20 protein-coding genes and 1 tRNA gene are annotated in these 22554 nt (G+C 44.3%); 8 read left to right on the forward strand and 13 right to left on the reverse strand.

Features of this window, described 5'->3' with window-relative positions:
* Positions 1 to 47: 47 nt before the first annotated feature.
* The 4 genes from ABDW33_RS04690 to ABDW33_RS04705 are packed head-to-tail and all read right to left on the reverse strand — an operon-like array spanning position 48 to position 6434.
* A complete protein-coding gene (locus tag ABDW33_RS04690; protein WP_343688902.1) occupies positions 48 to 2642 on the reverse strand; it encodes a hypothetical protein in 2595 nt (864 codons plus the stop codon).
* A gap of 18 nt (positions 2643 to 2660) precedes the next feature.
* Positions 2661 to 4787: a hypothetical protein gene (locus ABDW33_RS04695; protein WP_343688903.1), complete on the reverse strand. Its 2127-nt coding sequence runs from the start codon at positions 4785 to 4787 to the stop codon at positions 2661 to 2663.
* Positions 4780 to 6198 carry a hypothetical protein gene (locus tag ABDW33_RS04700; protein ID WP_343688904.1) on the reverse strand — a complete coding sequence of 473 codons (1419 nt, stop codon included), beginning with the start codon at positions 6196 to 6198 and terminating at the stop codon, positions 4780 to 4782. The genes ABDW33_RS04695 and ABDW33_RS04700 overlap by 8 nt, the downstream gene beginning before the upstream one ends.
* Positions 6199 to 6239: 41 nt before the next feature.
* The gene (locus tag ABDW33_RS04705; RefSeq protein ID WP_343688905.1) at positions 6240 to 6434 is read right to left on the reverse strand and encodes a hypothetical protein; all 195 of its coding nucleotides are present in this window, start codon (positions 6432 to 6434) and stop codon (positions 6240 to 6242) included.
* Positions 6435 to 6683: 249 nt separating this feature from the next.
* Between ABDW33_RS04705 and ABDW33_RS04710 the strand changes: the two genes are divergently transcribed.
* Positions 6684 to 7121, forward strand: a complete 438-nt coding sequence (locus ABDW33_RS04710; protein ID WP_343688906.1) for an Hsp20/alpha crystallin family protein — start codon at positions 6684 to 6686, stop codon at positions 7119 to 7121.
* Between the two features lie 49 nt (positions 7122 to 7170).
* Here ABDW33_RS04710 and ABDW33_RS04715 read toward each other — a convergent pair whose 3' ends face one another.
* Together ABDW33_RS04715 and ABDW33_RS04720 are read right to left on the reverse strand one after the other, a co-directional pair.
* Entirely contained in the window at positions 7171 to 7707 is a 537-nt protein-coding gene (locus ABDW33_RS04715; RefSeq protein ID WP_343688907.1) for a hypothetical protein, read from the reverse strand.
* Positions 7708 to 7746: 39 nt separating this feature from the next.
* Positions 7747 to 8277, reverse strand: a complete 531-nt coding sequence (locus tag ABDW33_RS04720; RefSeq protein WP_343688908.1) for a hypothetical protein — start codon at positions 8275 to 8277, stop codon at positions 7747 to 7749.
* Between the two features lie 79 nt (positions 8278 to 8356).
* On the opposite strand from ABDW33_RS04720, the gene ABDW33_RS04725 reads away from it, so the two are divergent.
* Positions 8357 to 9043, forward strand: a complete 687-nt coding sequence (locus ABDW33_RS04725) for a sterol desaturase family protein (protein WP_343688909.1) — start codon at positions 8357 to 8359, stop codon at positions 9041 to 9043.
* Positions 9044 to 9168: 125 nt separating this feature from the next.
* On the opposite strand, the gene ABDW33_RS04730 is transcribed toward ABDW33_RS04725, so the two are convergent.
* Entirely contained in the window at positions 9169 to 9513 is a 345-nt protein-coding gene (locus ABDW33_RS04730) for a hypothetical protein (protein ID WP_343688910.1), read from the reverse strand.
* Between the two features lie 104 nt (positions 9514 to 9617).
* Here ABDW33_RS04730 and ABDW33_RS04735 point away from each other — a divergent pair, with 104 nt between their 5' ends.
* Entirely contained in the window at positions 9618 to 10127 is a 510-nt protein-coding gene (locus ABDW33_RS04735; protein ID WP_343688911.1) for a hypothetical protein, read from the forward strand.
* Between the two features lie 141 nt (positions 10128 to 10268).
* Here ABDW33_RS04735 and ABDW33_RS04740 read toward each other — a convergent pair whose 3' ends face one another.
* From ABDW33_RS04740 to ABDW33_RS04750, 3 genes are all read right to left on the reverse strand, one after another.
* On the reverse strand, positions 10269 to 10805 hold the full coding sequence (locus ABDW33_RS04740; protein WP_343688912.1) for a DUF892 family protein: 537 nt from the start codon (positions 10803 to 10805) through the stop codon (positions 10269 to 10271).
* A 105-nt stretch (positions 10806 to 10910) separates the two neighbouring features.
* The gene (locus ABDW33_RS04745; protein WP_343688913.1) at positions 10911 to 11066 is read right to left on the reverse strand and encodes a hypothetical protein; all 156 of its coding nucleotides are present in this window, start codon (positions 11064 to 11066) and stop codon (positions 10911 to 10913) included.
* A gap of 246 nt (positions 11067 to 11312) precedes the next feature.
* The gene (locus tag ABDW33_RS04750; protein WP_343688914.1) at positions 11313 to 14450 is read right to left on the reverse strand and encodes an AsmA-like C-terminal region-containing protein; all 3138 of its coding nucleotides are present in this window, start codon (positions 14448 to 14450) and stop codon (positions 11313 to 11315) included.
* Positions 14451 to 14703: 253 nt separating this feature from the next.
* Between ABDW33_RS04750 and ABDW33_RS04755 the strand changes: the two genes are divergently transcribed.
* The gene (locus tag ABDW33_RS04755) at positions 14704 to 15159 is read left to right on the forward strand and encodes a MaoC family dehydratase (RefSeq protein ID WP_343688915.1); all 456 of its coding nucleotides are present in this window, start codon (positions 14704 to 14706) and stop codon (positions 15157 to 15159) included.
* Between the two features lie 82 nt (positions 15160 to 15241).
* On the forward strand, positions 15242 to 15538 hold the full coding sequence (locus ABDW33_RS04760; protein WP_343688916.1) for a hypothetical protein: 297 nt from the start codon (positions 15242 to 15244) through the stop codon (positions 15536 to 15538).
* Positions 15539 to 15702: 164 nt separating this feature from the next.
* Here the strand turns inward: ABDW33_RS04760 and ABDW33_RS04765 are convergent, their stop codons facing one another.
* Positions 15703 to 15897, reverse strand: a complete 195-nt coding sequence (locus ABDW33_RS04765; protein ID WP_343688917.1) for a hypothetical protein — start codon at positions 15895 to 15897, stop codon at positions 15703 to 15705.
* Positions 15898 to 16752: 855 nt separating this feature from the next.
* On the opposite strand from ABDW33_RS04765, the gene ABDW33_RS04770 reads away from it, so the two are divergent.
* On the forward strand, positions 16753 to 17958 hold the full coding sequence (locus ABDW33_RS04770; RefSeq protein ID WP_343688918.1) for an ATP-binding protein: 1206 nt from the start codon (positions 16753 to 16755) through the stop codon (positions 17956 to 17958).
* A gap of 371 nt (positions 17959 to 18329) precedes the next feature.
* Positions 18330 to 19502, forward strand: coding sequence for an ATP-binding protein (locus tag ABDW33_RS04775; RefSeq protein WP_343688919.1), 1173 nt, complete (start codon positions 18330 to 18332; stop codon positions 19500 to 19502).
* 77 nt (positions 19503 to 19579) lie between these two features.
* Here ABDW33_RS04775 and ABDW33_RS04780 read toward each other — a convergent pair.
* A tRNA-Glu gene (locus ABDW33_RS04780) sits at positions 19580 to 19651 on the reverse strand.
* Positions 19652 to 19743: 92 nt separating this feature from the next.
* Here ABDW33_RS04780 and ABDW33_RS04785 point away from each other — a divergent pair.
* Positions 19744 to 21534, forward strand: coding sequence for a long-chain fatty acid--CoA ligase (locus tag ABDW33_RS04785; protein WP_343688920.1), 1791 nt, complete (start codon positions 19744 to 19746; stop codon positions 21532 to 21534).
* A gap of 162 nt (positions 21535 to 21696) precedes the next feature.
* Here ABDW33_RS04785 and ABDW33_RS04790 read toward each other — a convergent pair whose 3' ends face one another.
* Complete coding sequence (locus tag ABDW33_RS04790; protein WP_343688921.1) at positions 21697 to 22482, reverse strand: glycoside hydrolase family 16 protein; 786 nt, start codon at positions 22480 to 22482, stop codon at positions 21697 to 21699.
* Between the last annotated feature and the right edge of the window lie 72 nt (positions 22483 to 22554).

Here is a 22554-nt window from a genome sequence, read left to right on the forward strand (position 1 = left end):
TTAGCAAAGACGCTTTTGCCACAGTTGGCAAAAGCGTCTTTGCTTTTTTATTGTTTAGGTAATCTGGCGGCAAAAAGTTCCCATATTTCCTGGCTCCAGGGCCACTGGCGCTCCAGTGTTTCTCTATCCATCCCGTTCAGCACGAGCGGGAATTGCTTACCCGTAAATGCCGGTTCCAGGCGCAGTACTACTTTGCAGACGGCCAGGTAGACCTGTGCTGCGGCTACAGCCAGTTCCTGTGGTATCGGGTTCGTTGTCATCTGCCTGGCGTAGTCATTCCATTTCTTCCAGAATACATATACCATTCTATCGCGTAGGGCATTTCTTTCCGGCAATTGTTGGATGTTGTGATACAACAGCGTGAGGAATGATTCCAGCTGTTGTACGTTGCCATAGATCGCCTTCGCCCATTTACCACCGGACTGCCTGAAGAGGTGCTCCAGTACCAGGTAAGGCAGTGTGGCAGCTGGTTGAAGGGTATCAGAGAGATCTGTGAATACCTGTTCAACCAGATTGCCCGGTTCCAGTGCAAAGAGTAATTCTGCAATGGGCCATTGGCTGTATAATGCTGCCCAGCCCTGGTATTCCCAGTCATTCAAGGTAGCATATCGTCTCTTTGCATGCAGCGTCGGCATGCTGAATGCAATATGCTTTGCATAGTTCTCCGGTGTGAACAGGCTGTCCAGTTGTGCCCTGTATTCAGGATCGATAAAGCCGGTACCCTCCAGGTATTTCCTTACCATGTATTGTGCATCCTTGTCAGAAGCGTTTTGCAGGTAGTCAAGGCTGATCTGCACCAGTTCCGGTGTTACCAGTTTACCTGTCTGCATGATCTGTAATAACTGGTGAAGAATACCACCGGGTTTAGGCATGCTTAGTAACTGTTTATACAGTTCGATGACTTCTCCCTTTTTGATGGTCCTGTTCTGCCAGGCATCCTGCAGCATTCTTTCTGCTTCCATGAAGGTTTGCATCCCATTCTTCTTCATCATGGTTTGCCTGAAGGCAGGCAGGAAGGCACCTGTCTGATCGCTTTTGTCGGTATCGCTCAGCAGCCAGTTGGCTTTCGTGAGCGATACGATATGTGGTAGCTGCGCTCTTACACCGGGGTCGGTAGCTGCCTGTTTGCCTAGCATTTGTACCCATTCATCCAGTGGAGACTGTGGATAATAGGCAATATGTCTGTACAGAGCAGTGATGATGGCGGGAGCCAACTGGCTGAAATCTACTTCCAGTGTTTTGAGCAGAGAATAGGTCGCCGCCAGTTCGCGGATATCTTTTGATTGCTCCAATAGCAATCCCAGGCTACGTTTCAGGTCGGGAGAATCGCTATAGGAGAAAGTCTTCAATCGTTCGATGACGGCATGTCGTGTCTGATCGGGGTACCAGTTTCCTTCCAGTACTTCTCTGAATAGTTGTGTTAAAGCATCTCTGTTTTCAGGTGTAACGGGTACTTCGAGCGCAGCGTTGATCAACTGTGTTTTCAGGTAGTGATCTGTTTCAGCTACGGCCAGTTCAGTCACTAGTTGTAAGGTAGTCGCTGATTTGCGACCGCTATTCAGCAGTACGTTGATAAGTGCTCCACGTAGTGCCAGTAGCGGTTCCTGTTTGATAGCATCCGCCAGTGCAGGTTCCAGCAGTGGCTGGTGCTGTACGAATTTCTTTTCCAGGTATGGAATGGCGGCTTCCCTTACATAGGGGTTCCTGTCATACAATGCTGAGATCAGTAGTGCTGGTATTTCACAATGCTCCAGTAGTGAGAGCACCCGGATTTTCAGACCGGCAGAAGGTGTTTGTGCAAACAACTGTGTCAATTCAGTTTGTAGTTCAGGATGTGCTACCAGCCTGTCTCTGATCAATGCCAGTAGTTCTGGTTGATCGGGTGCTTTTTGTAAAGCAGCGAAGATCCCGCTGAATAAAGTAGTGTCAATCTCGCGGAGGCTGGAGAGGAGCTGGATGATGGCAGCTCTTACATACAGGTCTGTTTCTGCCATAAATCGTGCAGACAGGTTTTCGATCACGCTGGCCGAAGGTGCGGGTAAACCTGCCAGGAATGCAATGGCGGCTTCCCGTGTATGCCTGTCTTCCAGCGGAGAGAGGAACTGTAATGCGAGGGTGGCAGCGGTATCAGTAGGGAATCTTTTTACCAGCGCTAATAAAGCGGGTTTTACGCTGGCAGGTGCGAGCGCAATGAACTCACCAACCTTGGTGATCGTATCGGCAGTGATGTTGACGATGCGATTTAATCCTTGCAGGCATAGTTGCTGAATGACAGGATCGAGGTCGTTGACCAGTGTGTCTGCCAGTATTTCCTGTACGCTGTCCAGGTGATCTGCAAGGTCGGCGAGGGCTTCGATAGCCAGGCTGCGCAAAGGGCGTTCGGGTTCAAGACAGGCAAACCAGCTCAGCGTATCAATCAGGTGTTCCCGCTGACTGAGTCGGGTAACGGGGATGTTCACCAGTAATTCCAGCATGCGTGCGCGTACAGAAAGGGTATTTTCCTCTCTGGCAGCAGCGGCCAGTTTTTCAACTGCTTCATCAGTTTCCAGGAATGGTTGCAGGCTATTGAGTGCATCCAGTCTTTCGTATTCAGATCGTTCAGCGGATATTAATATATCGAATAAAGCAAGTGCTTCTGACATCTTCAAAATTAGTTTAGGTTAATCAGCAAATCCGGGTCCGTCATCATTGGCGGCGGGGGTTACGCTACGTTGCAGGGCTTCTGCATCTATGCATGCATTGCGGCAGGCATCTTTCATTGCTCTCATGGCATCGTTGTCCTGTGGAACAAATGGTTTGGCCATAATCGTCTGCAGCAGTTCCGGAACGGGTTCCCAGCTACAGTTTTTATCCAGGTAAGTGATGTAGGGCAGGATACCGGCAGCGGTAGATTGCCTGTCAATCTGTTCCCTGAATTCAGCTGCTGTAGGCCGTAGTACTTCGTCCAGCAGAATGAGGTTGATGTAGCGGCCTCTTTTTTCCAGGAGCTGCCACAGTCCCTCTCGCAGTTCGGCGAAGCCGGGATTGCCTTTCAATGCGAGCAGGTAGTGATTGAATTTCGACTCATTGCCCAGATCAGTGGTCAATAACTGTGTGAGTGCGTATCTGCTCAGGTTATCGTCCATACCTTTGTGAACGGCTAGGAAGCGCAGTATTTCGATATCACTGACACCTTCCTGATACAGGCTGCTGCTGTTGCCCGGTGTGAGGGCGGCCCAGAGAATGCGGTTGGCCATTTCCGGGTTTTCGTCATAATACATCCAGATGTGTGGAAAGATGCCGGAGAATTGGTGTTCCACATCTGCTTTGTGTAACCACTGTTCCCAGTTAATACTGGAGCTGCCAGCCTGTGATATGGCAGTTTCCTGGACTTTATTGCAAATCTCTCTGATTGCCTGGTCTTGTTCGTGATCTGCCAGTTGACTGAATACCTTTACAGTATCAGCACTGAGTTGTGGGATTGTGCTGATCTTTTTTGCCAGCAGGCGACGCAGTTCCCGGTTCAGTTGAGTATGCAGTAATACGGGAGCAGCTGCTTGTACCACATCGATATTTGCTTTGGTGAGGGGAATGAGGAGGATACCTTTGATACCCGCTTCCCTGATAGCCGGTGATGGTGCCTGTAAGGCCTTGCTGTAGAAGGTATTCAGGCTATCATCATTGGGCGTAAAACTGGTAATAGCCTGCAGGATAGCGGTGCGGCATTCTTCTTTCTGTTCCAGTTCGTATGCCTGTACAAAGCGTTCGAAGAGGGCAGGGCGTTGTGCAATGAGTTTCCCAAGAATGTTATAAATAGCGACTGCGAGGTCTACCCGTACGTTTTGGGTAGACAATGTGAGCAGGGCATTCATGAGTGTTTCATGCTTGGCAGTGTAAGGAGCTAAGAGATATAGCAGTTGCAGGTTTTGCGCAGTAGCGAGTTGTGCACACAGGTATTCAATGATGGCCGGTGTGAGTTGCAGGCTGTATTCAAACACTCTTAAGGCTGCCTGCTTTACACTTTGATCAGGGTCTTGTGTATAGGCGTGCAGGATAGTGTCTGTCAGTGCGGGACTATCTATGCCATGAACGGCCAGTAGTTGTATACACCAGGTCCGGATAAAGGGAGTGGTGTCGGTTTTAACCAGTGTGGACAAGGCTTCTACGGGTACAAAGGAGCGATCAAAGCAGAAGCGGAGTACCATTTCTTTGATGGCGACTGGTTCATCAGGTCTTAATAGAGACGCGATGGTAGCTATGTCCAGGGTATCCTGTAGTAGCAATCTGTTGACAATGACGAGTTTATCTGTGATGTCTGCCCGGTGCATGATCTCTTTGTAGAAGGCAATGTCTTCAGGGCCGGCATCAACAGGTATTAATAACCAGGAGAGGATAAGCCGGCTGGTATCTGCATTCTCCTGCTGCCGATAGAATTTGATCAGGTGTTGTCTTGCCGTCTGATTGGTGATAGACAATCTGCCTAAGATGGGGAGGATCAGGTCGCGTGCATCATCCTGTGCGAGGGAGGCAATCATTACGTTGATCAGCTCAGTGGTATTGTTCAACTGGCGAAGGCCGGTAGCCGCCAGTTGGCGGATCATATCCGCTTTCAGGGTGGTATCGGTTTCGGTGGCTATCAGGGAGAGCCATTTTTCAGCAATAGCGGGGTCATGGAGATAGCGGGTGGCGCCTGATAGCAGAGAATATTTAGTATCAGTATCAGAGAGGGGCACCATATCCAGCATCATTAGGGTCTGGGAGGCGTGTGCCGCTCTTCTTTCCCTGATCTCATCGGTGGTCTTACTCATATTTTAATACGTTGGGTTTAATACCGGAAAGGGCGTCGGAGAGTGCTTGTTGCTGCGTCGCATCCAGGTCCAGTTTAACAATAGCATCCAGGGCTTTTTGCCTGGAGAGTGTATCAATTAGTTCATTGCGTACTACGGTGAGCAGTACATCGAAGTGCTGGGTAATACCCGGGCGCAGGTAGCCGTCGAGGCAAAGGCGCAGTAGTTCCCTGTCGGTATCGTAGCGCAGTACATCTTCGAGTGCGGGGATCACCTGGGGGTAGATCTCTGCTACATTGGCCAGCAGGCCGGCACAGGTGATCCTGAAGGAAGAACCGGGTTCAGTGAGTTCCGTAACGAATGCGTCAACCAGTTGTGGATGACGGGCTACGGAGAGGGCTTTCACCTGATTGAACAATACTTCGCGGATACTTTCATCTCTTTCGCGGGTAAAGAGGTGTAAGAGGGGATCAAGTATTTGTTCCGTTTTCAGGCGGCTGGTGACGAGTGCGAGTACTTTCCTTCTATATGCAGGTACAGGCAGGTCTTTAAGGCTTTCCAGCATGATATTGCTGATGTGTACATCTCTGCCCATGTAGGGGGCCAGCATATCGGTGATGGCGGTAAATTCTCCATCGTCGTATACGGAGGGATTGGCAGCGAAGGCATTTGCAACAGCGAGCCTGATTTCCGGGATACGCATAGATGGTTTAATGAGTTCCAGCAGTTCGTAACGGATACCATTGGTACCGGTATTGGAGAGTGCTGTTGCCAAAGTAATAAGCTGGGCATCGCTCATTTGTTTATTATCGGCGAGGCGGCGCATCACGCGCAGGCGGATGTCCGGATCGTTTTTGATATCGAGGTAAGGTTGTGCGGCGGCAAATAGTTTATCGCTCCAGCGGGTGCATTTCTCAGCCAGCGTAAGGGCCTGGGATTGTAGCAGGGTGGGGGAATTGCGATGTTTCTCCAGGGCGGAAACGGCCATATCTTCGGTGATGAGTGGCAGGTTGGCCAGGGTATCCTGGATGGCGACCATTTCGGGTTCACTGAGATGTGGAGTGGCAGAGAGTTCGATAAAGAAGTCTACCAGTTGCTGGTCCTGATGAATACTATCCTGTAACCTGAATAAGAGGGCAACGCGGGTATCTCTTTCCTTTTCCTGTCTGAAGAACTGGAGCAGGGCATCGAAGAGCACGCGTGGCTGTGGAAAGCGGGAGGTATTCAGGGAGGAGAGGAAGAACATGACTTCATCCCGCAACTTTTTGTCTTTCAGATCAGGTAATACCTGCAACAGGGCGGTGATGACTTCCGGTTCATGCAGGTGGCTTTTGGCCAGCTGCAGAATTTGCGCTTTGATCACAGTTTCCGCGTGTAGGCTACCCAGTACCTGCCTGATCAGTCCCGGTAGGGATTGTTGGGTTTTGTCCATAATGTTTTCAATTAAAAGATATGCTGATATAAAAAGGGTGCTTACAATGAAATAATGGCCTCGATCTTTTTTAAGTCGACGACGCATCTTTTACCATCATGCGTTCTAAGCTCAACAACGTCCGGATACAGATTGCTTACGACACCCTGTAGGGTAGCGTGGGTAATATAAATATTGATTAGTTGCTGTTCCAGTCGGCTGTTTTCGAGTAAGGATATGAAAATGGGTGATGGCATGGATGATCCGTTTTTAATTAAATAATGAGGCAACGGTAAGATTGCTTACGAACATTAACAAGCTCAAAAGTAAGGAAGTTTGATTTTAATAACAACCTTGGGGGTGGGGACTGAAATAATTTCACATTTCTTTGATAAAAATGTCAGTTTTCCTGCAAAAAAATCAGTTTAGTGTTGCTGGCACCGGGTTTGAAGGAATAAGGGTGTTGAAAAATATGGTATTGTTTAACTTTTAAAATGAGTTTAACTATGTCTATCATTAAAAGAAATCACACGTTCCCTTTAGTATTTGATGATTTTTTCAGCCGTGAGTTGTTTAACTGGGGTAATAACAACTTTTCTGCAAGTAACACAACCGTTCCTTCAGTAAACATTAAGGAATCTGCAGAGGCCTTTGAAGTAGAGGTAGCGGCGCCTGGTATGGAGAAGAAGGACTTTAATATTACACTGGATGGCACCATGCTGACAATTTCATCTGAGAAGCAGCATAATGAAGAGAAGAAGGAAGAAAATTATACCCGGAGGGAATTTAGTTATCAGTCATTCAAGCGGAGTTTTCAGCTGCCCAAAGACGTAGTGGATGCGGACAAGATTAATGCGAGGTATGAGAATGGGTTATTGCTGTTGACTATTCCTAAGAAGGAGGAAGCGAAAAAGCAGGGGCCAAGATTGATTGAAATTGGCTAACAAAAAAGCAGACCGTGAGGTCTGCTTTTTTGTTAGTGGACTTGGGTGATTAGCCAGCCATGTAGACCTTATCGAATTTTAGTTTTCCGGATTGTATTTTGAATACGTAGAAGATAGCGTATTCGCCGCCGCCCGTTTCGGGGTCGGCTTTTTTATTGTAACCGCTGAGATGGAGCGTAACTGTTTGGGCAGTCTTGTCGAAAGTGGCTTCCATGTTATAGAATTCTTTCTGATCGTCTGTCAGTTCGGCTGTTTGGGCGGTACCTTTTTCGTAGAGGTCTTTTGTTTTTATTTTCAGGAAGGAGGTAATGAACGCCTTATCGAATATTTTGTCGAAGTAGCGATCGAAGTATTCCCCGGTGAGTGGTGCTTCTTTTTCGGCGAGTTTAGGCACGTCGAAGATGTACCAGAATTCGGGGTTGTTGTAAGGGAAGGTAAAGAAGGTTTTGGCGGTTTCTTTATCTTTCTTGTAGATGGCATCGCGAAGGGTGCGTACCTGGTCGATCCAGGTACCGGTGGAGTCGGAGGGTGCGAGTGCTGTATGGGTAGACAGCAGAAGGCAGAGGTAAAGTATGGTTTTTTTCATGTGGTAAATTTAGATAAAATATTTGTGTGGGCATGGGGGTTAGCCTGCCATGAATGAATGGTCGAATTTGAGTTTTCCTTTTACAATTTTAAAGATGTAGGTGATGGCATATTCGATAGGTTCTTCTTTGTCTTTGATATTGACGATGTAGGATAAGGATACGGTTTGTTCCGTTTTATCATAATTAGCGGTCAGGAGATAAGATTCTTTTTGGTCGTCGGTCTGGAGTCTTGTCTGATCCTCGCCGGTTTCGTACAGTTGTTTTGTTTTTATTTTCAGGAATGCGTCGATGAATTGTTTAGGAAAGATCTTGTCGAAGTAGCGATCGAACAGTTGTTCGGTGACGGGCGATTTTTTATCATAGAGGTTTGTTGCGGTGAATGCCCAGAATTGATCATCTTTGAAGGGGAAGGTAAAAAAGGTTTTAGTGGTTGCTTTATCCCGGTGATAGATAGCATCCCGGAGGATTCTGAGCTGGTCGATCCAGGTGCCGGTAGTATCGGCGGGTGTGGCTGCGAAAGCAGTGTGTGCTGACAGCAGGAGGCAGAGGTATAACAGGTGTCTTTTCATGTAATAAATTTAAAGATTTTATATTTGAAATAGTTTTACCCCCGGTAAATTAAAGGCAACCCATCCACTAAGAGATGAAATGAAGATGATCAATAACGTTTTACAATATTTGTTGCATATGCCAATTGGCTGGGTATGGCTTATTTTCTTTATTGAAAATGTGATGATCACCTGTGTAGTGCTGGTGATAGGGAAGTTCTTTTATAAAGGAGGGTATACAGCAAAGGAATGGGGGATGTGTGTGGTGACGAATGTGTTGAATACGGTGGTAACATATAGCGGGTTTTGGTTGTGGGAGCATGGTTGGATCAAGATTGGGATGCAGGTCTCATGGGAGATGATGATTGACTTTGTCTCGTTGTTTATAGCGATGGACCTGTTGATGTATGTGTTTCATATTTTCATACACCGGACATTTTTGTATAAAGCGGTGCACCAATTACATCATGAAGCGATAGATCCGAAGCCGATAGACCTGTTTGTATTGCATCCTGTAGAGACGATGGGATTTGGTAGTTTGTGGTTGTTGTTGCTGATGGTATATGGGTTTAATATTTATGCAATCATTGTTTACCTGGTAGTGAATGTGATCTTCGGACTGACGGGGCATCTGGGCATAGAGCCGCTGCCCGGGCGGGTGAGGAACTGGCCGGTGATTAAATATTTAGGAACGTCTACATTTCATCATCATCACCACCGGGATGTAAAGCATAATTTTGGTTTTTATACCAGTATCTGGGACAGGTTGTTTAAAACCTACAGATAGTCCATGACCTCATATAAGGAACAGGTAAAGAGAAGTTCCGTAAAGCAGGTAAGTATCCGGATACCGTCTTGCAGCGTATGATTTACGGATGTAATAAACAAAATTGGCAATAATTCCTATATAAATTAGTTACGAAGGAGCTTTCGCCTGTGAAAGTAGACTTTTACCAAAGAGACGAGTTCACTGATGGCAGTAAGTCCCAATGCATACTTGAACGTAGTCTGATCTACGCCTAAGATGAATACAACCAGGATAACCGGAGGGAGCAATAGCATACCATATCCTTTCCAGCCAATCCACTTGTGAGAGAGTGAAGCCAGTACTGCCCATATTCCACTAAAGAAAACAGCTGCACCAAATAACAGCAACATGGCAAAGCCACTTTTTTCAACTGTAAAATAATTATAGAACAGGCAGCTCCATAAAATGACGAGCAGGATATAGAGCAGGATGTATGGTACGTTTTTCATAGCGGCAAAAATATGAGAAAATCTTAATAAAGGTTAATATCAGGCTTCGGGCCGGGGTGTAACTTCTGTGGCTGGTGCACCGTTTTATCTCTAAACCTATATTAATGAGAAATGTATACCCGGTTATCCTCTTATTGACCCTCTTCTTGTTTACCAGCTGTAGTAAAATAGAGCATGGTGATGAGTTTACCAGGAGTAAGGACGTTTATGTTGCTTTTAAGGCATCATCGAAGAACAATTATGAGTATGTGGTGATCACCAGTAGTTGGGTTGGGTCAAGTACCGCCACGACAATGACTATTCAGAATGGTAAGGTAGTGGGGCGTTCTTATGTAGCTAAACAGATCATCACCAGTGGCGGCTCGCCCGTAGTGGTCAGGGAGTGGACAGAGGGGGCAGATAGCCTGGGAACGCACGTTGATGGTGCTACGATGTTGACCCTGGATGATGTGTATGAGCGGGCACAAAAGGAATGGTTGAAGAAGAGGGAGGATGCTGATGTGTATTTTGAGGCGAAGAATAGTGGAATGATATCAAACGCGGGATATGTAGAAAGGAAATGTGCAGATGATTGTTTTAGAGGGATTAGCATCAGTTCTATTAAGAAATTATAAATTGATCCACGATTCATTCTCCTTTTGAGAGATTTGTATTTATCACGTAAAGGAGGTATGGATCTGTTTCTCTTGTTCAAAAAAAATGCCCCCTGGATATTAGACAATACCGGGGGGCATTTTACATTGATACAAGCTCATTTAGTGCCCTGCAGCAGCGGGTTCCTGACTTGCTTCCTCATTAATATGAGATTCAGCGATGATGGTCAGTTTGGCATCAGTTTCTTTTTCTTCCTGCAATGTCTCTGCCAGCAGGTCTGCGGCTTCTTTTTGTCCCAGGGTTCTGGCCAGGGTAACCAGGCTGCCGTAACAGGACATTTCATAGTGTTCTACTTTTTGTGCCGCGATGATCAGTGCTACGTCCCGCTGTGCGGAGCCTTCATCTGTTTCATCTATTACCTGCCAGCCTTCGTCGAACAGGCCTTGTAACCCTATACTGGGTACAGGCTCGGCAGGAATACCCAATAATGTAAACACCTGCTCCAATCGCCGGACATGTGTTTCTGTTTCACTTTTATGGGCATTAAAAGCTTCCTGCAATTCAGTTTCTGTAGCGGCATTGGCCATTGTGGTCAATACATTGATCAGGTTTTTTTCTGACCAGTACATTTCAGATAACATAGTGGCAAAGAAATCGTCCAGTTTGGAATGGATCATAGATCCTTTAAGCAGTTCCATTTGATAAATTTTTAAGGTTAAGCATATCTTAAGTTAGCTGCCAGCATTTGTGTTTTATCCGGGAGGAATACCTCGCCCCTGTGTTGCAGGGTTTGAATGATCACATTATTCAGCAGGCAGCTCTTCTTCATTTTCCAGATATTTGTCAGAGATCTCCAGATCTTCGTCAGGCTCGAGCATATAGCTAACACCGGTTCCCTCTCCATTGCCTGTGGGTTTTTCTTTTGGTGGTATGAATTTGCCATGTTTATCTTTTCCCATATAATTGATAGTTTAGGTTACTGGTAGAAGGGAAAAATATATGCCATGGAGGACGGGCAGGTATTTGGAGGGATTTTGTGGAAGGGATGCGCTAGAAGAGTAGGAATAATTCACGGTTAGTAATGAAATTGCGCGGTTGGCAGATGGTACCGGTTATAAAAGCAAAAGAGCCCGTATCATTCTATTGATACAGGCTCTTGTTATCCGGAGATTTTACAAATGCGCAGGTATGATAACTCCTCTTTTTTATTTTTGATAATCTTCATCCTGGTCGTCGGGGTCTTCAGTTTCCTCAAGTTTATCTTTATCCCTTCCCCGTTTCAACTTAACCTTTGGATTACTTTGTGTACCCGTTATACTGAACGGTATTCCCAGTATCCCAAATGGTGGCAGTCCCAGGCGGCCTTTCAGGTTTAACTTCCCATCAAAACTTACTTCTCCTTCAAACCTTGGGCGGAAGCCGGCTACCCGCATCTTTGTTCTGTCAATCGTAATGATATTATTATTGATCTTGGATCGGATATTGATCTTTGAAAGATCCGGGTCTCTCACATCTTCCTTTCCTGTAGCGCTGCTTACGGCATTGAATAACCGGAAGCCTTTCATTTTTACTTTTTTGACCGATAATACACCTTCACCTTTCAGGGAGGGATAAACCGGGTGCATGTTTTCATCCAGTCTCCCGCTTAAATGATAGTCAAGACCTACAATCCCGCTCGCATTGGCTGCGGAGGTAGCCATATCATGAAAGAGCCTGATCTCGTTGTAGGCGCGTTTTATATCAAATTCACCGGCACTGATATGGTAGTCAAAAGTTGCCTTTCGGGGATTGATACTGGTATATTTAGCATCCATCTCTACAGGCGCACCGATGATGTTAAAGCTGGTTTTGTTCAGCTGGAGATAACTGCTGTCTATCACCAGCTGTCCCTGGAAGCCGTTGATGCCGATACCGTTGAATTCGATACGTGCGGCGTTGGCGTTGAAGGTAAGTGCCAGGTTAGCCGGTACCATCACTACCCCTGAAGGGGCGGCAGTGGGTGCAGATGGACTATTGTAAACCATCAGCTCGTCTACCAGTATATAATTACTTTTCAGGTCAAAGGTGCCATGCAGCACCTGATCTTTAAGCATGGCATACCCGATCACATTGCTTAAATAGCCATCCAGCTGAATGGCAGATTTGCCATAGCGAGCATTGAACTGATCAAACCACATCTTATCCTGATCAAATCGAAATACGCCATTCGTGATATATAAGGGGAGTGGAAAGAGGTCTGATGATAAGGTAATATCTTTTACAATAAGGGAGCCTTTGTTATAGAGCTTGTTGTAGTGCCCCGCCATCGCATCACTTTGCGTACCGCGGAGTGACAGGTTGGTTTTGATCAACCCCTTTACATCATAGCCTTTTGGTGCAAATACCTTATAGATCTTACCCAGGTCGATATTGCCATTGGAAGTGATATTATAGCGCAGGTTATCGAAGTTATTGAGGTCTGCTTTCAATACAAATGGTTGTCTTTCAAATTCGAAGGAAACAGGTTTAAGTTGTACATCTAAAGATTTGAAAGTACCTGTGGAGTTGGTAATAGCTGCGTCGATATTAATTTTTTCAAGTGGGGCCGGATAGTATTTTGTCTGCACCACGCCATTGTTCATCGTCAGGGTCGCGGTGGTGACTGGGAATAATCTCTTTGCAGGTACATAACTACCTTTTGTAACGATGTGGATACGCAGGTCACCCGCCAGGGAGGTACTATCCAGTGGATAGAATTGTTTTACGTCGTCCAGATGAAGGATGCCATCCAGGCTGGCATCGACAAGAGGGCTGTTGCCATTGCTGACCTGGAAATATCCTTTGATATAGTTACTCAGCACATTTACATTGATATTGCTGATGGCAAATATTGCATGTGCATAATTACTATCGGGGCAGGAGGCCTGCATATCGAAGCTGATATGATCCACAGGCCTGGGCAGGGAGGCATACCTGACAGACCCATTATGTAAGGAAGACCGGAACATAAATGTCGGGATGCTGGTAATAACAGTGTCCGCCTTTTTGCGCAGGCCATGGTATACGACACCTTTTGCATACCTGCCATCTGCCAGCAGGTGTGCCTGCAGGCGACCTTTCATTTCGAAGGATTGTAAGCCAACGGCCTTGCTCCATTTTTCCAGGTCTATATCAGTATTCAATTTTACATGCACATCTGGTGTTGTCAGGCCCTTTAACTTCATGATAGCACTGAAATAATCCTTGTCGATATTGAAGAAAATAGAGTCGATGTTCACAATGAGGCTATCGGTGTTCAGTTGGCGTAATTGTGACTGGAAGTTGAGGAACAGATTTTTTACAGGAGCGGGTGCTTTTTCATTGGAGATGCTTCCGTTCCTGATCTGCACATTAAAGGTCAGGTCAGGCATGGTATTCGTTCCCGCAATGTATTGGCCAATGAGGGTAGCATTTACATCTGCGGCTCCTTCAATGTGGGTCTTTTCGAGCCAGGTAGTGTATTCATGTGGCAGTGCGCTGAAGATGGCATTAAGGCTGGATTCCCTGGAGATGAGTTTAAAATCCATGGCATAGCCATTTTTTAAGAATCCGAATTTCCCATTCAGCTGAACAGGGAGTTCGTTTATTTTCAGGTCATTTTTTTCAAAGACCAGGTCCAGCGAGTTGGTATTGACCCGGGTGATCAGTTCCCCGTCCAGTTTTTTGTTCTGGATATAAGGGGTGTTGCCATAGGCCAGATCGAAGGACGAGGCCCGGAGGTGGGAATAGAGATCAAACTGGGCTTTGCTGAGGTCGCCTTTCCCAAGGTAGTCCACCTGTTGAGCTTTGATATAGAGAGGGAGGGACTGGTCATCGTAAATGATATTACATTGTTCCAGCTGGATGCGGGCAATTTTCAGAGAGGCGCTGCCGGTATCTGTTTTAGCTGTATCAGACGAAGGGCGGGCCTGGTAGACGTTATAGTTGGGATGGCCTGCAGCATCTACCATTATGTGGATATTCCCTTTGGTCAGGTAGATTTCATCAATGCTGAGGGCACTGGAGAAAATGCTGGCAAGGTTAACGCCGAGGGCTACTTCGTCAGCGGCGATCAGTGTGTCTTTCTCGAAAGGAGCGGCACCCTTGAGGCTGCAATCGTAGAGGGTGAGGGTCAGCGATGGGAAGTGATTAAAGAAGGACAATCTTGCTTTGGAAAAGTTGAGATCACCGGTAATACTGTTGTTTGTCCATGTTTTAATTTTATTGGAAACAGTTGATGGAAAGAGAATGGGAAGCAGGAATAATAAAAGGAAAAGAGATACAATAGAAATGCCTGCAATCTTCAATGTTCTGAGTGCTGTTCTTTTGACTTGGACGAAGCTCATAAAAGGCGCCCGGTATTTTTAAAACCTGGCGTAAAGGTAAGTAGATTTTCATGAGCTCGTTAAAGATCAATAAGTTATGATAATTAATTCAAATGTGATTGCGTGGAAGCTCTATTTTGTTGTCTTCCGGGGGGGATGATCACCCAATATAAAGGTATTATGAAAATATGCGTTGTAAGTTATAAATTCGCGTTTCCTGGTGACATCCTGTGAATCGCCAGTTTCTTTTAACTTTAATAACTAAAGAAAAATTATGGTCATCGTCAATAGTTTCGCTGAATATCAGGCGTACGAAGGTAAAGAAATCGGTAATTCGGAATGGCATAAAATAGATCAGGAACAGATCAATCGATTTGCCGATGCAACGCTTGATCATCAATGGATTCATTGCGATGAGGAAAAGGCAAAGAATGAGGGGCCATTTAAAGCGACTATTGCGCATGGTTACCTGACTTTGTCATTAATTCCTTATTTGTGGAAGCAGATTGCAGACATCCGCAATGTGAAGATGGAGATAAACTATGGGATTGAGAGTTTTAAGTTTGGGCAGGCGGTGTTAGTGAATGATGAAGTACAGTTGAATGCGAAATTGAAGTCGATCGTAGATTTGAGGGGGGTGACAAAGGTGGTGATTACAGCAACGCTGAATATAAAGGATAAGAAGAAGCCTGCTTATGTAGGGGATGTGGTGTTCTTGTATCATTTTTAATATGGATGATAAGCCTGGAAGGGCTGGAAATAAAGAAGGGGGAATACGGTTGTATTGCCCCTTTTGTTTTTAAATTTAGGTGATGCGGACAGATTTAGATATGAACCAGTTGTTGTTGGCTGAAGTCATGAGTGGCATTTCGGAAAAGGGGTTTTACGCAGGATGGATGCAGGATCTTGAGTATGACCTTTGGCGGATTATAAATGGAGGAGAAACGCGTTATGGGCATCATGATGTTACACAGGCAGAAATTGAAGCGTTACGGTATTGGGTCAGGCAATGCGGGTGTTGGATTGTTTTCGATAACGACACTGAAGAAACTGCGATTGCTTTAGATACCTGGAAGGAGATGTTTACAAAGAGGGAAACTATCCGTTAGGGATATGGAACAAGTTCCCAAATACGTAAATTCTTTTCCGATCGCGTAAACAAGCAGCCTGGGCATGCAGCTGGTTTTGCATCAAAAAAAGATGTTCTGGAAACTTTACCGGAGGATTGTCAGATAGACCAGGTTTGTGGCCAGGAAAACCCGAAAGGAGTGCCTTACCGGGTATTGCAAGATCCATTGTTACAGCTATCGCAGCAGGTAGTATTGACCAATGCCTGGATAATGATCATAACGCCAAATATGGCGAGGATCACAAGTTTTGTCAGTATTGCGATACCGATTAGCAATATACCGGCGATCAGCCGGATGATCCTGAAGAGGTTCCAGTTTTTTGTTATTTTATTCATCATATTCTCATTAGCTAGATGTAAAAATCCGGTATGAAAATGAGAATGACTGTAACAATTGTTACATATACGTATGGAGATTTGGTGTATCGGGGTGTTTTAAAGTGAACTTAGATATAACAGCAGCGACAGGTTTAGATTTGCAGGTAGCAAGCGCCGGTTATTCATGTGCTTTGGCATATTATAAATGGAGGTGATAAACGTTATGGACATCATGTTCTTACGCAGGAAGAAATTGACCAGTTGTGGTCTTTAGCTCGCAAATGTGGGTGTTGGATTGTCTTCGATGATGAAAAAGAGGAAACTGCACTTGATTTGGATATTTGGGAAGAAATGTTTCTAAACAAAAAATCTGCCCATTAACAATTAGAGACTGGTAGGAGTGAATGGAAATAAAAAAGGTTGCTCAAATTGGACAACCTTTTTCTTTCGTACAGGGATAGAGACGGCAGTCGAACTATTGGATGGGGGATTTTATGAATTTATCAGTTCATCCGCGAATACAACCACATTGTTAGCGGCCTGAGTAATGCTCTGTTCCAGATAGAGCTTGAATCTATTTGTGGGCTGAATATCCCTTAATCTATAAGCAATCCTTTGGATAGAGTGGATATTATTATTGTTTGAACATGCTATCTTCCTTGGAACTATTACACAAAATGTTCGATTTGCAAGCAAAATACATTTATGTAATTATCGTAACTGTCTGTTTATCAATTCCTTGATTTTTGAATGGTAATTTGTATATATATAATAATGTGAAAAAATGGTCAATTTATTTAATGCTTGCTGAGATAATAATTTGTATTTACGATATACATGAAACTTTAGTAATTTTGTATAAAGTTTACGATATACATGAAACTTATACAGAGACCATTATATACTGAAAGGGTAATTCCATTCATTAACAAGCAGGTAATTAAAGTGTTGACTGGTCAAAGGAGGGTGGGCAAAAGTTATGTGATGCTCCAATTAATGGAACATATTCGTAATACTGATCAGAATGCTAACATTATTTACATTAATATGGAACTGGATGACTATATCCACATTAAAACCCATGTTGATTTAAGCACTTATCTTGAAGATAAATTTATAGTTGGCGGCAATAATTATTTCTTCATAGACGAAGTACAGGAAGTAGAGGAATTTGAAAGAACCCTTCGTAGTTTGCTGGCAAAGGGTATTTGTGATATTTACTGTACGGGTAGTAATGCAAATATGCTATCAGGTGAATTGGCTACATTTTTGTCTGGCAGATATTTAGTATTTAATATCCATAGTCTCAGTTATCAGGAGTTTCTGCAATTTCACCAACTTGAGAATAAATTCGAATCATTAATACTTTACCTCAGGTATGGAGGAATGCCCTTTTTAAGCAATATCGGATTGCAGGAAGATCTACCTTATGAATATCTGCGAAATGTTTATTCCACTATTTTGTTAAAAGACGTTGTAGCCCGTGAGAATATCCGGAATGTTTCATTTTTAGAAAATCTGGTAACTTATCTCGCAGACAATACAGGCAGTTTATTTTCTGCCAGCAATATCAGTAAGTATCTTAAATCCCAAAGAGTTGATATCTCTCCGCAGTTAACTATTAACTATCTGCGAGCGTTGTGCAATACCTTCTTTGTACATAAAGTGGTAAGATCAGAAATTGGGGGACTGAAAATATTTGAAATCGGTGAGAAGTATTATTTTGAAGATCTGGGTCTGCGTAATGCAATTGTTGGTTTTAATCAACGTGCGGATATTCATAAACTTATGGAGAATGCTGTTTACTTATTTTTAATACAGCAAAACTATAAAGTCTTTGTTGGGAAGTTAGGTGATAAAGAGATAGATTTTGTTGCAGATAAAAATGGGGCTAAAATCTATGTTCAGGTTTGTCTTACTATTATGGATGAAAGTACTGCCAACAGAGAATTCGGGAATCTGTTAAAAATAGAAGACAATTATCCTAAGTATGTGATTACGTTGAATGATTTATTAATTGGTCAGGATAATAATGGAATAATTCAAAAAAACCTGATGGATTTCTTAACAAGTGAGCTATAAAAAAGAGGAAGATATTGTTTTTAATTGGAATAAAAGAGGATATAACACTGGTGAGATTTGGGAGGGAATAAAAATCAAAAAGGTCACCATTAGGTGACCTTTCTAACTTCGTACAGGGAAGGAGACGGAAGTCGAACTGTTGGATGTACAATTTCAGGATTATTTATAATAGATGAGCCAACATGATGCTGTATTGTGGACTGGAAAATGAACAATTTGAGCTTGAAAAACAAAACAGAACAATTTGATATTTTGGCGTTTTGTTATTTATTGTGTTGATAAAGTGGATGTAGAGATATTAGAAAAAATAAAGACTGTTTGATTTCAATTTTTACCATGCAAATTTAACATTAAATGTTAAATTTGCATGGATGATTAAAAGGAGATTAGAAGTCAAAATCCAAAATGCATTAAAGCGAAGCCCCGCAGTTGCTTTAATGGGGCCACGTCAGGTGGGCAAGACAACCATTGCCTTAGATATTGCTGAGTCAATATCTTCTGTATATCTCGATCTGGAAAATCCTCTTGATCTGGTAAAAGTTCATGATATAGCTGTGTTTCATGCAGAAAACAGGGATCGCCTTATTATTTTGGATGAGGTACAGCGTAAGCCAGATATCTTCGCTCCTTTACGTGGAATTATTGACAAAGAGAGACGAAAAGGTAACAAAGCAGGGCAATTTCTATTTTTAGGTTCTGCTTCGATTGACTTACTGCAACAATCCAGTGAATCACTTGCAGGAAGAATTGCTTATATAGAACTGCAGGGCATTGATGTACTGGAATATGCAAACCGGCAGCCAGAGAAAATTAATGAGCTTTGGTTAAGGGGTGGTTTTCCCGAAAGTCTATTAGCAACATCAGACGCTGATAGTATTGAATGGCGGCAAGACTTTATCAAAACATACCTTGAGCGTGATATACCGCAATTAGGCCCCCGCATTCCGGCGCAAACATTAGGGCGGTTCTGGACCATGTTAGCTCATAATCAGGCTGGTATTATTAATGCTTCTCAACTAGCTAATAATCTGGAAGTTTCTGTTACAACAATCGGGCGCTATCTTGATTTAATGTGCGATCTTTTACTAGTCAGACGTCTACAACCCTGGACTTCAAACATCGGTAAACGTCTTGTAAAAGCCCCCAAGGTTTATATTCGTGACAGTGGTATTACCCATGCCTTACTTAATATTTCCGCCTATAATGATTTGCTTGGCCATCCGGTTACTGGCGGTAGCTGGGAAGGTTTTGTTGTTGAAAATATTTTATCAGTAATACCATCAGGAACATTACCATTTTTCTATCGTACATCCAATGGTGCGGAAATTGATCTAGTTCTTGATTTTTCCGGCAATGAGAAATGGGCAATAGAAATTAAACGTAGTTCCGCACCTACTCTATCGAAAGGCTTTTATATTGCTTGTGAAGATATAAAGGCAGATAAGCGTTATGTAATTTACTCAGGTCATGAAAGGTTCACGCTAAGTGAAGGGGTGATTGCTATCTCTCTGCCGGATCTTATGCAAGATTTGCTGGATAAGTAATAAAGGGGATTAAGATTTATAAAGCAGAGATATTAAATAGAAAAAGGAACATCGAAAGATGTTCCTTTTTGTTATTGTACCGCGTACGGGAGTCGAACCCGTCATTCCTCCGTGAAAGGGAGGCGTCTTAGCCGATTGACCAACGCGGCATTTCGCGATTGGGATTGCAAAGGTAGACAATTATTTAATAATTCAAAATTTTTTTCAAAAAACTTGTGGGTATTTTCGCATTTTCACGTTTATGATGCATTCACGTAAGGACCGGCTGTTCGATGCCGTAGACTATCAACTGGAAAAATTCCCTAAAGAAGACATGCTGGCCGCCAAGGTGAATGGCACCTGGACCCGCTACAGCACCGCTTTCGTAAGAGAAATTTCCGATAAATTCAGTGCCGGGTTACTGCAACTGGGTGTGAGTGGCAACGATGGCTCTGCCGCCGGAGCAGACAAAATTGCTATCATCAGCTCCAACCGGCCAGAATGGATCTTTACCGATCTGGCCGTTCAGCAAACCGGAGCGGTCCTCGTACCGCTTTACCCCACCACCAGCCTCCTGGAACTGGAATTTATCCTCAATGACGCCGAAGTGAAGTACATTTTCATCGGTAACCAGGAATTATTTGATAAGATCAATAGCATACGCCCCCAATTGCCTTACCTGAAAGGGATCTATACCTTCGACCAGGTACCCGGCGTGTCGCATTGGTCGGCTGTCACCAACATGGCGACACCCGAACTGCTGGAGAAAGTCCAGACCGTCAAAGCAGGAATATCGCCCCGGCAACTCGCTACCATCATCTATACCTCCGGTACCACCGGTACGCCCAAAGGAGTCATGCTGAGTCATCATAACATTGTGAGTAATGCCTTTATGGGCAAGGTCTCGTTCCCTTTCAACGACGATCCCGCTAAAAAAGCACTCAGTTTCCTTCCGCTGAACCATATTTTCGAGAAGTGTGTCACTTACATCTACTTCTACAGTGGTACCAGCATCTACTACGCTGAAAGCCTGGATACCATCGCCGATAACCTCAGAGAAATCAAACCGGACGGCTTTACTACCGTACCCCGTCTCCTTGAAAAAGTATATGATAAGATCCTTGCTACCGGGAATAAACTCACTGGTATCAAAAAGACTTTATTCTTCTGGGCTGTAGGCCTGGCCACCCGCTATGATAATATAAAAAGCGGCGGCGCCTGGTACAATCTCCAGCTCGCACTGGCCGATAAACTCATTTTTAGTAAATGGAGGGCTGCCCTCGGTGGCAAAGTAGATTTTATCGTGACAGGCGGTGCTGCCTGCCAGGAAAAATTACTACGCATTTTCTGGGCCGCTAAGATCCCCGTATACGAGGGATATGGTCCGACAGAGAATAGTCCTGTCATTAGCGTAAATACCCGAAAGGAGGTCAGATTTGGCACCGTAGGACCTGTGTTGCAAGGACTTCAGGTAAAACTTGCTGAAGACGGGGAAATCTGCGTTAAAGGCGATTCTGTAATGGTCGGTTATTACAAGCGACCCGACCTGACCGCAGAGGTGGTAAAAGATGGCTGGTTACTGACTGGGGATATTGGTATCCTCCAGGAAGGCCAGTTCCTGAAGATTACAGACCGTAAAAAGGAATTATTTAAGACCAGTGGGGGAAAATATGTAGCACCTCAGCCGATTGAAAATAAATGTAAAGAAGATCCTTTTATCGAACAGATGATGGTCATAGGCGCTGACAGAAAGTTTGTAAGTGCCCTGATCGTCCCTGCTTTCCCTTATTTAAAACAATGGATGCAGCAGCAGGGGATTACTTTTACAACCAATGAAGCAGCTATTAAAGAACCGAAAGTGTTGGAAAAGTACCATGAAGTGCTGGAAGGATATAATGCCCGGTTTAATCACGTGGAGCAGGTACGGAAATTCGCTTTGCTGCCAGATGAGTGGAGCGTGGAGGGGGGTGAGATGACACCGAAAATGAGTTTGAAGAGGAAGGTGGTACTGGAAAAGTACAAGGAGATCATCGAGGAGATCTATAATGTGTAGATAGTGTCGTTTCGATAAAGCGGAGGTACTAATACCAGACGAAATGATTGCTGACACTTCTGAATAAAGAAACAGTTTCCCCTTATAACAAGCCAGCTATTTTCTTGAAAAATAAATGGGCCGGCTGTCTGAAGGCCGGCCCTGGTTTTGATCCTATTACTACTAAAGCGCTGTAAAAGTGAATGAATGGACAATCAGTTCCACTTCTTTGGCATTTGACGGTGCATTGCCATTAAACAACCAAAGATTCATGTGCACCGGCATCGCTATGGTACTCACATTATACCCTGCTGGTGTCGTCCATGGAAAAAAGGCATTCACAGCTGCCTGTGTATGACCATGAAACCCGGTAAAAGAAACGCTTTTACTATTCCGTACAAATCGATACGTACTATAAGTACCATTCAGCTTCAGCTCGGCAGTATAATTGGCATTCCCGCTACCCGTCTGGGGATACACGGTATAGTTATAATTAGGCCAGGCATTATTTCCCCAACGGGCAAATTCAATATCCATTTCATGGTGCCCGTCATCTCCGGCATTGTAATTAAACAAACCGAAAACGATGTTCCTGTCCAGCGAATCTACCCGGCCTTCTACCTGCCATACATACGTTCCATAACCAAAGGATTGGTTAGTCGTTACTTCTGAACAAAGCCATCTGCCCGTGCTGGCATCTTTTCTGATCTTCAGGTGGAGAAAGCCATTACTATCTACCCATACATTGCTGGAACTATTACTCCAGTAATTAGGTCCCGGACCAGAGGTGCCCGATTCGGTTCTTACCGTCCAGGTATACCCGCTAAACGAAATAGTGGATGCTGCTGCGTTTGCTTCCGCACTGCCAGCGATTGCGGAGGCAGGGGTCGCTGCCTGTTGCGTGGATTCTTTACTACAGCTGGTCAAAGCGATCATTGCTACTGCCAGTGTCATGAATGTGTGCTTCATGATGGTTTATTTTGATGAGGAAAAAGTGGTTTTTTTAATATGGTCTATATAATGACATCGTAGAAATGTGTT

It is taken from the genome of Chitinophaga sp. (assembly GCF_039596155.1).
Classification (GTDB): Bacteria; Bacteroidota; Bacteroidia; order Chitinophagales; family Chitinophagaceae; genus Chitinophaga.

Bases quoted from the DNA above. Each gene is read 5' to 3' on its own strand.
- ABDW33_RS04690 (WP_343688902.1), bottom strand. From the start codon at position 2,642: ATGTCAGAAGCACTTGCTTTATTCGATATATTAATATCCGCTGAACGA.
- ABDW33_RS04695 (WP_343688903.1), bottom strand. From the start codon at position 4,787: ATGAGTAAGACCACCGATGAGATCAGGGAAAGAAGAGCGGCACACGCC.
- ABDW33_RS04700 (WP_343688904.1), bottom strand. From the start codon at position 6,198: ATGGACAAAACCCAACAATCCCTACCGGGACTGATCAGGCAGGTACTG.
- ABDW33_RS04705 (WP_343688905.1), bottom strand. From the start codon at position 6,434: ATGCCATCACCCATTTTCATATCCTTACTCGAAAACAGCCGACTGGAA.
- ABDW33_RS04710 (WP_343688906.1), top strand. From the start codon at position 6,684: ATGTCTATCATTAAAAGAAATCACACGTTCCCTTTAGTATTTGATGAT.
- ABDW33_RS04715 (WP_343688907.1), bottom strand. From the start codon at position 7,707: ATGAAAAAAACCATACTTTACCTCTGCCTTCTGCTGTCTACCCATACA.
- ABDW33_RS04720 (WP_343688908.1), bottom strand. From the start codon at position 8,277: ATGAAAAGACACCTGTTATACCTCTGCCTCCTGCTGTCAGCACACACT.
- ABDW33_RS04725 (WP_343688909.1), top strand. From the start codon at position 8,357: ATGAAGATGATCAATAACGTTTTACAATATTTGTTGCATATGCCAATT.
- ABDW33_RS04730 (WP_343688910.1), bottom strand. From the start codon at position 9,513: ATGAAAAACGTACCATACATCCTGCTCTATATCCTGCTCGTCATTTTA.
- ABDW33_RS04735 (WP_343688911.1), top strand. From the start codon at position 9,618: ATGAGAAATGTATACCCGGTTATCCTCTTATTGACCCTCTTCTTGTTT.
- ABDW33_RS04740 (WP_343688912.1), bottom strand. From the start codon at position 10,805: ATGGAACTGCTTAAAGGATCTATGATCCATTCCAAACTGGACGATTTC.
- ABDW33_RS04745 (WP_343688913.1), bottom strand. From the start codon at position 11,066: ATGGGAAAAGATAAACATGGCAAATTCATACCACCAAAAGAAAAACCC.
- ABDW33_RS04750 (WP_343688914.1), bottom strand. From the start codon at position 14,450: ATGAGCTTCGTCCAAGTCAAAAGAACAGCACTCAGAACATTGAAGATT.
- ABDW33_RS04755 (WP_343688915.1), top strand. From the start codon at position 14,704: ATGGTCATCGTCAATAGTTTCGCTGAATATCAGGCGTACGAAGGTAAA.
- ABDW33_RS04760 (WP_343688916.1), top strand. From the start codon at position 15,242: ATGCGGACAGATTTAGATATGAACCAGTTGTTGTTGGCTGAAGTCATG.
- ABDW33_RS04765 (WP_343688917.1), bottom strand. From the start codon at position 15,897: ATGATGAATAAAATAACAAAAAACTGGAACCTCTTCAGGATCATCCGG.
- ABDW33_RS04770 (WP_343688918.1), top strand. From the start codon at position 16,753: ATGAAACTTATACAGAGACCATTATATACTGAAAGGGTAATTCCATTC.
- ABDW33_RS04775 (WP_343688919.1), top strand. From the start codon at position 18,330: ATGATTAAAAGGAGATTAGAAGTCAAAATCCAAAATGCATTAAAGCGA.
- ABDW33_RS04785 (WP_343688920.1), top strand. From the start codon at position 19,744: ATGATGCATTCACGTAAGGACCGGCTGTTCGATGCCGTAGACTATCAA.
- ABDW33_RS04790 (WP_343688921.1), bottom strand. From the start codon at position 22,482: ATGAAGCACACATTCATGACACTGGCAGTAGCAATGATCGCTTTGACC.